This is a genomic window from Nocardia transvalensis NBRC 15921 (assembly GCF_000308875.1).
Taxonomy (GTDB): Bacteria; Actinomycetota; Actinomycetes; order Mycobacteriales; family Mycobacteriaceae; genus Nocardia; species Nocardia transvalensis.
On record NZ_BAGL01000059.1, the window covers coordinates 64,226 to 78,382 of the forward strand.

At 69.0% G+C, this 14,157-nt stretch carries 1 protein-coding gene (running past one end of the window); it reads right to left on the reverse strand.

Annotated elements, in window-relative coordinates:
• Positions 1-72: 72 nt before the first annotated feature.
• Positions 73-14,157: the 3' portion of a GTP cyclohydrolase II RibA gene (ribA, locus tag ON41_RS20135; protein WP_040749237.1), read on the reverse strand. 17,520 nt of this gene lie beyond the right edge of the window; only the last 14,085 of its 31,605 coding nucleotides appear in the window; the start codon falls outside the window, past its right edge; its stop codon occupies positions 73-75.

Genomic DNA, 14,157 nt, shown 5'->3' on the forward strand with positions numbered 1-14,157 from the left:
CATCGAGGACGAGCGAGCATACCTAAGCAGATTCGCTGATCCCATGCGTGGGCAGTCCGAGGAGGGCAGTGCTTAGGTAGGTGGTTCCGGCTCCGGTCCACCTCTCATCCCCGCGGTCTCCACCGCGGCGTGGAGCAGGTCGCTCAGGTCCGAGTCGAATCGGTCGACGGCGGCTGTCAGGTTCCGGATCTCGTCGGCGACATCGATCATCCCGGCGAGGGCGATGGCCCTGATGACACGCCCTCGCACCTCCGTGTTCCGTGGATGCCGATCGGCCGCCCGGAGCACCATGTCCGCGAGAACGGGTGTCATCACGTCCGTGTTCAGCTTCTCCGCCGGAACCGCGTCCAGCCGGCGCAGCTCCGGCGGAGCGTCCGGCCCCAGCACCAGCGTCAACCAGCGCAGGTCCCGTTTCATCATGTGGCGCAGCAGTTTCCAGACCTGCGAGAGCGTATTCCATCCCGCGAGATCCGGTCCGAACCTCGTGGCGAGGCGCCGCAGCCGGTCTTCGGCGGCATCGTGCGTCGCCCGGGTCTCGTCCCGCCGGCGCATCAGATCACGGAGCCGGCGGCCGTGTGCCGCCAGGGCGAGATGCCATTCGATCCAGGGAGTTCCGGCGTCGAAGGTATCGATCAACCGACGTAGTCCGAGATAGCGCTCCGCGAGGTGCGCCTCGTCCCGCGACTCGGGATCCTCCCACAGCGCGGCCACTCGCCGGCGTACCTCCGCGAGGGACGACTCCGCCCATCCGCCGTCGGGGAGCGCCGCTTCACACGTGCGGGCCGCCGCCGCCATCCGCATTCGATCGGGTTCGAGCTTCCCCCGGCCGATCCGGCGGTCCAGGGGGTATCTCCGTAGATGATCCGAGACGAGGCGAGCGAGTCGCACCTCCTCGAGCCGCTTGCGATGATCGGCCTCGTCCATCGCCGCGATGATCGTGTCGAGGTGCGTCAGTTGCGTGCGCGTGCGGCCGAGCCGGTGGATCAGTTCGATGGTGGCGTCGAGCCGTTCGGACTCTCCCGGCGGCACGTCCGACAGCCGGGCCACGTCGCGCATGCCCGCGCCCGGCTCATCGAGCGCCACGAGATCGACCGCGAATTCGCCGATCAATCCGTCCTGCAGGACGAGGAGGTCACGCCGCCGGAGGCGCGCCAGATGGTCGCGGACGCCGGCCATGGTCTCGCCCGGCCCCGCGAGATCGAAGGATTCGTGGGCCCTTTCGGCCGCGGGGACACCGGCCAGTTCCCGCATCAGGTGGTCGAGCGTGGCATCCAGATGGGCATTCAGGTACCGGACCGTCTCGTGGTGGTCGACGGCAGCCTCGACGTCCGAAGCCAGGCGACGTAATTCCTCGACATTCCGCGTCGGCGCATTCTCCGAGTCCTGGGCGTCCGACAGGAGGTATCGCAGCCGGGCGTGCAGCAGCAGTATCCCTCGGCGCGATTCCCCGGACGCGACGCTGTGTTGCCGAGCGGCCGACAGAACCCTCGGCGGCGCGTACAGGAACGCTTCCTCCGCGTACCCGTCGAGAGCCGTTCCCAGCGCGACGAGATCGCGGGCCCCGTCTTCCAGGCGTTGCCTCGCTGCGAGCTGCGCTCGGTCCGCCGGCCGCGGCGCCTCCTCGGCGTACCGCGCCAATTCCGCTTCGACCTCCTCGACCGTGCGCGCCCATGTGCTCAGGCGATGGATATCGTCGACAAGCCTTGCGACCGTCGAGGTTTCGGCGAGCACCCGCTCGGCAGCGATCATTTCCGGTGTCGCACAACCCTCCTCGTGCCACGCGGAGAACACGTGCCGGATCCAGTCGTCGTCCACTGCCGTGCCGCGCCCGATGTCGAGCAGGTCGACCAGGTCGCGGCGAGCCTCCCGATATCTGCCGAACCATGCCTCCCAGTCGGGTGAGCCCGTCCGGAGCAGCTCGCCGGGGTCGATGCCGTGCGGGGCCAGCAGCTCCGTCAGCTCCTCGCGCAGTCGCGCGCCACGCTCGTCCGCCCGGCGCGCCATCGCCAGGCGAGCGGCCGGACGCTGGTCCGCGGGGTTGCCGAAGGCGACGATCTGCCGATCCAGTTCCACGCAGTCCACGGCGTGCTGGACCAATGTGGTGACTTCGAGGTATTCCACGACCGCCTCGGCCAGCCGACCTGCCTCGATGCCGGCCGCCGCACGCAGACGCCTGACTTCGGCCAGTGGATCACCGGCGGTGGTCGCGGGCTCTCCCGACGGTCTCGGCGCGCCCGTCAGCTCGATCAGCCGGGCGGTCACGTCGGCACGCCGGGCGGGCAGCGAATCGGCCAGGCTACGGTCGCCCTCGATGGCTCGGGCGGTCGCCTCTTGCGTGTCGTTCTCCAGACGCATCGCATCGACCAGCCACGACCGGAGCCCCGCCGGATCGACCTCGGACATCCGCGCGTCGTCGAGCGAACGCAGCTGGCCTTGCAACCGCTGGACCGGCTCCTCGACATGCCTGCGCACCGCGAGTTCCGACGTATCGATCCCGAGCAGCCGAGCCAGGTTCCGCCGTGCCTGCTCGGCCCGCAGCCGCCACCGTTCCACCGCGGACGCATCCGGCTCGAATGCCGCTACCCCCAGCCGCGCCGCCACCGCCCGCAGCTGATCCCCGGCCACGGCCCGCTGCCGCCGGGCTTCGTCGATATTCCGCGCGACGGGGCCGCCGGTCGATGGGGGCGAGGACCACGGCGTGGCGTTCGGCCCGGACCCCGGCCGGCTGCCGATGAAGCCCCGGGGCGGCGAATCGCCTTCGCCTGTCTCGGTCTCGCCGCTCGGATCGGTGTCCGTTCGCCGCCGGCTCCATGGCGTTCGCCCCGAGTTCCGCCGCTCGCCGGTAGAGTCCTCGGAACGCGGTTCGGAATCGCCGGTGCGGCCCGCATAACCGCGCTCGCGTTCGGGGTCGGCCGGTCGCAGGACCATTCGGTCCCCGGCTCGGCGCGGTTGCACTCGATCGAGGGCGTCGCCGCGCCCGGCGGTGATGTGCGCGGCGTGCACCAGGGCTTCGTTGGGCTGGTCCGTCCCCGGCTCGTAGTGCAGATAGCTCTGGTGCACGGCCTCGACGCCGGTGACATTCGAGGTGTCGCGGTACTCGGCGTGGACTCGTACCGCATCGAACTCCTCGGTGGCCGGATCTATGCCGAGGCCGATGCCGGGATGGAGGCGGCTCCGAGCGCCGGGTTCGTCCGCCCCGAACAGGGTGACCAGGTCGCGCCACGACGCGAAGACATAGACGTTGCGCGCGCCGATCCCGAACTCCGCCGCGTTGTGGATCGGTCCCGCTCCCGGCGATCCCGCGAGGATGATCGAGCCGACCAGACCGGCGAGCCTGCCGTCCCGGCCCGCATACGACACGGTGACCGACCCGTAGCTGTGCCCGTAGAGGCGGTTGACGAACCGGCCGGGGGTGGCCGTTCCGGCGCGACGACGGGTGGCGTGCAACGCCGTGAGGTCACACACCAACCGCTCGCCGCCGACCTGAGCGCGTTGCGGGAAAGCGGCTTGCACATAACCGGTGTTCAGGGGACCGGCCGGCGCGTCGTATCCGATCCAGATGATCGATGCCAGCTTCAGCGACGGTTCGACGCGCAGCGTCTCGGTGTACAGATTGTGCAGCGGCTTGAACTGGTAGGCCAGCGAGTCCGACGTCGTATTCGTGCCGGGCACATGCCAATTCACCGTGTCCGCGGTGTCGACGTCACCGAGCGCGGCGACGGCCTTCCCCTTGCCGCCGAATGCGGTCGAGTCGTAGTACAGCAGGTGCACCGGAGGGCTGCCCGGCGTCTCGGCGGCCTTCCGGTCCATCTGGTGCAGGTGATTCCGGGTGTGGACCAGGTTGCCGAACTGTTTTTTCTCGGCCGGGGTGAGCCCCGTCTGGATCCAGCGGAGCATTCCCGTGCCGGTCGGCCGCCGGGCGATGAACTCGTCCAGGTCACGGCGGATCGACAACCGGTTGGCATGGTCGCGGACGACGGCGGGGAGGCCGTCGGCATTACCGATCCGATGCGGGTAGACCTGGATGAGCGCCCGCTGCGCACGACTCAGCCGGCCGGGTGCGGCGGGGTCGCTCAGCGAGTCCCACCATTCCCCGTTCTCGGTCGCACGGCGTTCGGCCGATCGCGCCTCCGGGAAATCCGCCCACCGCTGCAATTCCTCCGCGGTGTCGAAACCGCCCGCCCGAAGCGCCTCGTCGGCCGTCCGCCGCTGGTCGTCGTCGAAACCGTGATCCACGGGCAACGGGTCCCGGCTGGACCAACGGGGTTTCTTCGCTTGCGCCCTGTCCTGACGGTCCCGCCCTGCGACGACCGCGTCCAGGCATTCGTTCGTCGTATACGTCTGGGCGGCCAGAGAATTCGCGTATCGCACCGCGGCGAGAAGACCGTCGTTCTCGTCGGCGGCGGTGGTCTCCGTGCGGTCGGCGATCCGAGCGGCGACCTTCCGGGCGATATCGATCGCGTACAAGCCGCGCACGGAGCCCTCGGGCTCGACGGTGGCGGGTGCGGTCGCCAGTCCGAACCGGCTGAACAGGATTCGGCGGTCGGCTTCATCGAGTTCGTCCAGTGCCGCCCGCAGATCGGCAGGGCCGGCCGCGGCCAGCGCGGTGGCCAGCACCGCTTGCGACCGGTCGTATGCGGCCGCGAGCGCACCCACCGATCGATGAGCGGCGCGCAATCTCAGGTTGCGCACGATCCGGGCCAGCGACCCCACGCCGACAGTGCGCAGCGGTCGCCGACGATCCGAATCCGTCTCGCGCACGGCGTGTTCCAGTTGCTCCGTGCTCGCCTCCGCGACGAGTTCTCGCGGATCCGGCGGATCGGCATCCAGCAGCGCCGTATACATGGCGACCCGAATCCGGTCGAGTTCGGAGGTCGCCGTCGTGTCGGCAGGACGCCTCGCCGTCACCAGCCGCGACCGCTGCTGCCCGAGCTTGCGGCGGACACCGGCCAGCCCGGCCCGCACCTCCCGCTCCGAGATATCGAGATATGCCGCAATATCGTTGTGCGTCAATCCGTTTCGGGCCATAGCGAAAATCTCGGCTTCGCCGGTGGTGAGCGACAGGCCGTCGGCCGTACCGTCCGTCGGCCTGCTGCCGATGTATCTCGGGCGCGTCGCCCCGGAGATCCCGAAATGCTCCGCGGCGGCGCGCAGGTCGGCATCGGAGATGTGCCGGGCATTCCGCAACCCCGTCAGGTACCAGAGGTCCGGTTGCCTTCTCGAGGCGGCGGCCCGCGCCCCGGCGAACCTGTCGAACTCCGGCCACCCCTTCCGGCGGTACAGACGGCGAGCGTCCAGCCAGGCGTACGGCGAGGAGAAGTCACCGGGCGCGGGTGGCCGCTCGCCCGCCGGGTCCATTCGGTAGTCGTATCCCCATGCCTCGGCGAAATCGTTCCACGCGCCCGCGTGCCGCAGGATTTTGTCGTAGGCCAGCAGAGCTGTCAGCTCGGTGATGTGCTGTACCGGGCGTACCCGGAAAGCGGTGTACCCGAACAGTTTCCGGGTGTCACGGATGGTGAGTCCGTTCGCGTCCAGGACGCGTTCCATGTACTCGGCGAGTGAGCGGGTCGCACGGGGGTCGGGAAATATCAGGTTCTCCGGAACCAGGTCCTCCGGCCGGGGCCGGGCCACGGCCACTCCGTCCGGAAACACCCGGACGAGTTCGTCATAGGAGACCGCACCGTGCGGAAACTCGCGGAGATACGTCTCGACGACATCTCTCGACGGGCGCACCTTCCCGATCTCACGGTTGCCCAGCATTGTCGTGTTGATCCCCGCGACAGCGGCGAAATCCGCCGCCTGCACCCCGGCCGACTCACGCAGATACCGCAGATAGCCGCCCAGATGCGGATAGCCCTCCGGATAGCGCGGCGTGCCGGGAACCAGTGCCCGCAGGTAGTGCTCGACGACATCCTTCGGGATCAGGGAACCGCCGGTCTCGATCTCGGCGACCCGGTCCACGGAGACGCCGAGCTTCTCGGCCAGATGCCGACGCGGCAGCCCCGCGCGGGTGCGAAGCATCTCCAGACAGGCGGGAAGCGTCACGTCGGTATCGTCGGCGTCCGCGCCGGCCAGGACGCGCACGTGACGTTCCCACTCGTTTCGCGACGGCGGCAGGCGCACTGCCGATTCCCGATTTCCGACCGTCGCCGGAAGCACATCCAACAGGTAGGCCAGCCGATCCTGGCTGAGTCCCGCCGCTTCCCGCAGGTGACGCAGACCTGCGCCGACAGCGGAGGCGGGTTCGGTCGCCAGGTCCGGGAAGAATCGGTGGCCGAGCGGCGCGTAGAGCGGGCGCGCGGCAGGAACGTTGCGCAGGAGCGCGCGGACCTGCCCCACGGTCATCCGATCGGGGTGGCTCTCGATGTTCTCCCACGTCCCCGCCGGCGCTTCGATGAGGTCGTCCAACCGGTCCATCTCCAAGCCGAGATGGTCACGCACGTCCCGCAACCAGTCGTCCACCCGCTCGTACGCGTGCGGGTGCGGCAACGGCGCGGTGGCGACGTCCGCAACCCGCTCGTACGCGTCGTCGTCCCGGGCCGGTGACCGCGGGGTCGCCAGCCCGTCCGAGTCCCGCGGCCGGCTGCCGATGAATCCGCCCCCCGGCCGGTCGTTCGCCTGTGCCGATGGACGGTTCCACGGTGTCGATCGCTCGGTCCGCGCCGCCGCGCCGCCCGGCGTGACGAAACTCCCGGCGTTCACGCCCACGGCCCGCACCCCGGCAGTGGGGTACCTGCTGGCATCGTCGTCGGACGACTCGTCGACCACACCGCGCGGCCTGCTGCCGATGAAACGGCCGGGCGCTCGCCATACCGCGGCGGGATCCGGGGCATCCACCCTGCGCCCGCCGCTCTCGGTGCTCGGCTGCCGGATATCGGCCAGCCACAGGGTGACGCGAGCGATGTATTGCGCGCGAAACAGGGGTGCTCCCAAGGCGATACGAAGCAACTGCCGCGCGGCCGCCAGCTCCCGGCGCGACGCGGGTTTGGCACTGCCCGCGGTCGGCGGCGGGTTGTCGGCGAGCAGGTCGTCGAGAGTCGAGCCGTGCGCCAGTCGCAGGATATCGCGTTCGATCAGCTCCGCTCCGGCGGTCAGCAGCTCGCCCAGCAACGAAATGCCGGGCCGCGCTGCTCCGTTCGCGGTCGCGGCGAGCACCGCCACGGCGACGAATCGGCCGGTGTGATCCTCGACCTCCTTGGCCTCCGGAGTCGCGGCCACGATCGGCAGCCCCGCGACCAGCCGTGCGAACGCGACGAACTCCGGGTTCAGCGGGGTGCGTTCCTCCTCCGGGAACAACGCCGCGAGCCATATCCCGTCCGGTAGGTGCTCGGCGATATAGCGTTCCACGATCTGCAACTTGCCGATCGCGGTGACGTCGGATTCATGCCGGTACAGAAAGGCCGCCGCCGCCTTCTCGGGTCGCGCGTCGGGCGCGAGTTTCTCGAACCCGTCGGTGATCGAGGCCATGAATTCGTCGAACAGTTCCGGCGTGTTCTTCTCCGCCACGACACGCTTGAACCGTTCCACGACGAGCCGCGAATTCTTCTTGGCCTCGGCCTGCTTCATCAACTCCTCGTATACGGCAGCGGGTGACACCGCACCGGTCGTGTCCGGGATACCCGTCGCGTCGAAGGTTCCGTCGATGCTCCGGTTCAGTTCCCGCGCACGGTCCCGGCGTTCGCCTATCTCGGCGACGAACTCCGGCACACTGCCCGGGTTCTCCTCCAGAACTATCCGGTCGTCGATATCGTCCGTCTTGTCCGCGGCCAACTGATCGAATACCTCTTCGCCCCAGCTGCGCGTGGCGTTGAACAGCGGAGAATTGAAGCGAGCGAAGAACAGTCCCAGGGCCAGCGACCGGTCGATGCCGGGGCCCCAGAAACCGGCGAGCGACAGCGGCGATTCCACGGCGCCGAGAAGCAGTCCCCGATACAGATCCGGGGCGGGGCTGACCAGTTTTCGTTTCCCGGCAGGCAGCGGATCCGGGAGATCCGGCTCCTGCCCGAGCAATTCGGCTATGCGAGTGAGGGTCTCGCGGATGCCGTCGTCCCACTTCTTGTCACGATAGGCGTTGTTACGCTGCACCCTGGTGGCTCGTTCCGCGGCTCTGAGCCGCTCGTAGAGTGGCGTCAGCCGCGCTTGGACCAGCGTCGAGAACGCCGCGCCCGCCCCCAGCAGGCCCATCCAGGGGTTGCCGAACATCCCCGATGCCAGGAAACCGGCGCCCGCGGCACCCCACGCCGGGACCCAGCTCGTTTTGAGTATCAGTGCCCCGCTGGGCGAACGCACCGGAGACGCCTTGGTACGCAACGCGGCCGGGGCGAGGCCGTGCCGATCGATTCGCTGTGCCGCCGCACGCAGTTCGGTCATCACATCGCGGAGTAGGTCCGACAGCTCGCTCATCTGCCGGTCGTCCAGCGTGTGTCCCGCATCGAGGTACCGCAGCAGGCGCCGAGCCAGCAGCAACGATTCGGTCCGTAACGTGTTGTACTCGTCGTAGGCCTCATGACGACGGGCCACGGCCAGGGTCGCCTCGGCCAGATCGACCGGGGCGCTGTACATGGGCTGCAAGCGTGCGGCTCGTATCCCCCGCAGGTAGGCCTGCATGCCCCGGCTGGAGGCCACCTGGGCGAGCAGAGCGGGCTGGATCGGGACCCCGAGACTCATGAGGACGAGGCTGCCGCCCACGCGCCCGGCAATATCCACCGCCGCCCCGCCGACATGGGAATAGAGGTATCGACGACCGTCGCGGTTGTAGATCAGATGCGCGGGCGCCGTGTCGACCTCCTCCCGCCGGTGATCGTTGTAGGTCACCGCTCGCGAGAAGGCGAGGTACCAGGAACCGGTGGCGCTGCCGATCGTGTAGCGCAATGTCTGGCCCTGGTCGCCGGAGATCGTGGCAGGCAGGATATTCGATCCGGAGGCGATCCAGGACAACCCGAGATGCACATGGAACGGCGGTGCGCTCTCGGGATGCAGCAGCTGTGGTTTCCGGATCTTCAGCGGGCCCCAGTGTTTTCGCATCGAATACTCGAGCCGGGCCGATACCGCGCGCAATGCGGCCCGGTGCTCGCGCTGCACGGCCCGCGAGCCGGTGGCGAATTCCAGGCGGGCGAGAATGCCGCGACGGAGTCCGAAGAGGTATCCGCGCTGGCGGGAGGGCAGGGTTCCCATCGCCAGCAGCCGGTCCGCCGCCAGCAATGCGGCCGCGTCCACACGGGCGGCGCGGGTGGCCACCAGTGTTCCCTCCGGACTACGCACGTATCGGGGGTCCTCCGGCGCGACCTTGCCGTATCCGCGATGCATGGTCACCAGCTGAGCGAGAGCCTGCGTGAGCGCCATCGTCACCGCGCGCTCGACTTCCAGCGCCGACGCCGCCCGCGGCGCCCGGATCTGTTCGGCCCGGACCAGCCGTCCGTCCGGAGAACTCACCACGAGACGCCGGCTGACCGGGTCGACGCGGACATCGAACCGGACCGAGCTCCCATTGGTGAACATCACCGTCAGCGCGCGACAGGTGTGCTGTTCGCCGAGCGGCACTTCGCGCCCGCCCTCGGCGGTATGAACCAGCACCGTCTCCCCCACGGTCGCGGGCCCGTGCTCGGCGGCGACAACCGTGACGTCGAGCACGCGCACCGCCTCGGCCACCACCCGCACCGCGTCCGCGATCTTCCGTTGCGCCACAGCCGGATTCGGGGAGGCTTCGGGCAACCGCGCCGTTTTCCACAACGACTTGTCCCGCCGTGTGGAGACATCGGCCACCGCGCCGGCCCAGTCGCCCGCAGGCGTCGGCCGCGTGAGGCGGACGAGGACCTCGGTGACCTCCGGCCGACGCCGCCCCACGACCGTCCGGTCGGGCGCGCGTTCGAAGACCCGGAACGCGAAAGTCCGTACCCCGTCTTCGCCGGAAGGCACCTCCTCCCAGTCAGGGAAGCGCCGCAATATCGGCCCGGCCCGCCCATCCTGCGACCCGAACAGAGCCGCCTGCGCCACGATCGCCCGCACGAGATCATCGGCATCGGAGAGTCCCGCCGACCCGGGCAACCGCACATTCCCCGCCGCATCGGTGCCGGGCGCGGCCGGCGCGGAGTGCTGCCCACCCTCGGCGGCGGACTCTGGTTCCGCCTCTGCCCGCGTGCTCAGGGCGGGCCGCGTGGACCCGAGCGCGGGAAACGCTTCGACGCATTCATCGATGCTCACGCTGCCGTCGGAATACGCGTCCAGGTACGCACCCACCATCGCGACGGACGGCAGGACCCGGCCGGCCTCGCGGTCGTGCATCATGGCCACGGTCATGCCCACCGCCGGCGCCGCCTCCGCCAGCGTCACACCCGACTCTCGGCGGATATATTCCAGATAGGCCCCGATATGCCGGTATCCCTCGGGACTGCACGGAATTCCGGGCGCCAGCGCCAGCAGATACGCCTCGACGACATCCATCGAGGGTTCGTCCGCACCGGCCTCGATCCGGCCGAGCAGCGCCGGGTCCGTGCCGGATTTCTCCGCGACGGACAACCGATCCGCCCCGGCGGCGATTCGCAATGCCGCGAGGCACACCCCGACCCCGTCACGGCCTCCGACCGACACGCCCAATCGCGCCTGTGCCACCGCTTCCGACGGCAGCAACGACGCCAGCCCGCGCAGATACCACCGCCATTCCTGCCCCGAAACGGCGCGGCTCGCCCGTGTCTCCCATTCGACAAGCGCCGTCTCCGACACACCCAACCGCGTCGCGAGCTGCCCGGGCCGCACATTCGCCCGCTCCCGCACCGACCGCACACTCGAACCGAGTTGTCGCGGCGCGCCCGCCAGTGCCGGAAAGAACCGGTCCGCCAAGGCCGGATACAACTCCCGCACACCGGGAACGGTCCGCATCAAGGCCCGCACCTGACCGACTGTCAGCTCCGACCGCCCGGACTCCACCGCCTCCCACGCGCCCTCCGGCGCGGAGATGATGTCATCCATCCGCCCCGGATCCAGACCCAGGCGATCACGAACGCCACGTGCCCAATTCCCGACGGCCGCGAACGAATGCGGATGCGGCACAGGGGAGTCGAGGCTACCGGTCGCCCGACCCGCGCGGTCGCCCGGTCCGGCGGGCCTGCTGCCGATGAAGCCGCTCGACGACAGGTATTTGACTCCCCACCAGGACGAGCCTTTCATCAATGTCGCACCGAGATCGGGGTCGTCACCCCGCAGCATGGAGAGTTCATAGGGCGTCGGATACGTCTCGACCGGTCGCACGGGCCCTTCGAAGCGCTCGAGGTACCCGCGTAGCAGTTCGGCGTCTCTTTCCGAGACTTCCGACCGCACCGCCTCGATTCTGGCTGTGATCATGGCCAGGGTGTCCTCGAAGGCCTCCGGATCGTCATCCCAGCCGAAACCTGCCCGCGCCCATACCAATCCGCCTGCCTCTCCCAGAACGTGGACGCGGATACGATCGACACCGGACCGGCGATAGTAGGACTCCAATGCCGCGGAGAACGCTGTGGCGAACCCTCGGCGCTGGTACTTCTTATCGGACAGTGTGAACCATCCGTTGAGGACGACCAGCTTGCCATGGTGGTCTCGGTAGAACTGGCGAACCACAGAGCCGATGTGCCGCCCTTCCGGACCTGCTATTTCGGCTTCCATATCGATCCATCGAACGCCCCCCGAGTCCTTGGCATACCGACCTTTTACGCCGTACACATAGAATGACGCGTATTTTCCTTCCAGTTTTTTCAGGTTGGCTGTCAATACCAAGTCGTCCGCTTCATCCGGATTCACGTCGAGCAGTTCACCGATTGGCGGAATCTTCGAACTGTCGGGAACGGACCCCCTGTCCTCCTCGCTCCACGGCGAGCCCGCGTCCTCGATGAGCGATTCCGCGCCGGCATCCATATCGTGCGGATCTTCGACAGGTGCGGTCCCGACGTCGAGCCGTCTGACGAGAAGATCGAGCCACCTGAGGATGTCGGGATCGTCGATGAGTTCACGCACCGCTCGGACGGTGTCCAGACCGGATTTCCCCAGCAACCCCTCGAACATCGAGCCGAAGAACGGCGTCGGCTTCGCCTTCTCTTCCTCGAAGGCCGTGACAACCTCCCGAGCAATAGCCTCGATCGCCTCGCCGGAATCCGTTGGGCGGCTGCCGATGTAGCGGCTACGCCCGGTGGCCGGACCGGGCTCCGCTGCGGCGCCGGGTTCGGCCACGGGGCTCAATGTGTCCGACCCACGACCGTCGAGGTGGCGCCGGACGAGAGTGAGCAACCGGCGACGGCTCCGCGCACGCAGTTGCCCGCACCAGCGGCTGAGCACGTCGCCCGGGTAGAGACCGGAGACGGACGGTTCGAGGAGCCGCCACTGCCCCGACGCGTCCTTCGCCATGGTCACCCGCGCCTCCATGACACCGAGGTCGAGTACTTCGCTCGATCGCTCGGTGAACTGCTCGGACTCCTCCGGGGTCGACCGGCGATAGACGACGCCGGCGAGCCCGGGCGCTCGATCGACGACGCGACGCAGGGAGTCGGCCGAGCTGTGCGGCCCGGCGGACTCGCCAGGATCCAGCTTGGCGCCCTCCTCGACCGCGCGATCGGTGAGGATGTAGCCGTTGGGCGTCAAGGCATAGAAGGTGTCGGCGGGCCCCTTGAAGACGCCCGGCGGGAGATCGTCGATCCACTGCCGGAAACTCGGTCGCTTCGCCGGTTTGGCGCCCGGCCGGTCGAACGCACCCGCGGCACACAAGCGCAAGTACCGGTCCAGCAGCAGGCCCGGGATCAGCTTCCGGCTCGGGTCGGCATCGTCCGGCGACAGATGGCGCGCACGGACCCGCCCATCGGTTTCCATTGTCACGTCGATGAATTCGATCGGCAGGCGGCCGCCTCGCCGCGGAATCGTCTCCGTCAGGTCCGGCCGTGCCGCGAACAGTGCGCGCAGGACACGGCCGTGCTCGCCCATACTCGCGACCTTCAGCGAGACCGGGGCGCCGTCGCGGCCGACTACGACACGCACCTGCGTATGCCCGTCGATCGGCAGTGTTCCGCGTGAGCGCGATTCGTGCTCGAGCCGCGTGCTCGACACCAGGGTGTCGACGGTCTCCGTCAACCTCGCGACCTCGCCCGCGGCGCCCTCGGCTCGTTCCCACGCGTCGAAGGCGGCGATCAATCGCTGCGCGTCCGGCCGCCCGCTCACCCACTCGTCCAAGCCGGGGAACGCCCGTCGCCACGGTGTGGCGACGAACGGGCGCAATGCCCGCGACGCACGGTACGACGGTACCGAAATCTCCTGGCCGCCAACAGAGTTGCTCGTCCACGCACCCGCGCCGAATTCGACCCGCGACACCCTGACGAGAGCGGCGGTCTGGTTCAGCTCCGCGACGGTCGTATGCTCGACACCGCTCGTCCGGGCCTGGCGCAGACCACGACCACGGGACGGCAACCACGAGCAGCGGGCCCCGAACGACAGCACGACGGGCGAACCCGTCTCCGGATCGGTAGTTCCGTCGGCGACCGCGACGTGGATCACGTGCTCCGCGTCCGTCGTCCAATCCGAGCCGAACCACAGCACGACGTCACCGCGTCGTGGGCGGGTGCTCGCGTCGTCACCGGACAGGACCCGGCGCTCGCCCGGGACGAGCAAGCCGGGAAGCTCGTCCGTCCACCGGAGGAAGGAGTCGGTCCTGTCGTCCCAGCTGTATATGGCTCGCGCTCCGGCACGGTCGAGCACGCCCGACTCGAGAGCGGCGTATACCACCATGTCGATACAGCTGAGGTCCAGGCCGGAGTCCAGGGACGGCAGCTGTTCATCGCTCGACCAGACCCAGTCCGCGAACACACTGTCCGGGTCGAGCTGACACCAGTCGATCGGTTCCCTAGCCGTGAAATGGGCCAGCATACTGTCGGCGACGAGTGACGGGTCGCCCTCCGCGCGGACAGGCTCGGAACTTCCGTGATCCCCGTCCCCGGCAGCCGACCACGGCGTGGTCCCTCCGTCCGTCGCCGGACGACGCGGATCCTCGGCAGGTCCGTGCGGACGGCTGCCGATGAATCCGCCCGGCCTGCGCTTCTCCGCGGGCGGGGCCGTCGTCACCCGTTGGTTCCACGGCGTGGACGCTGCCTGGGCGCTGCCGAACGTAGTACGCAGCCGGACAAGACAATCGGAAAGGAGGTCCCCCGC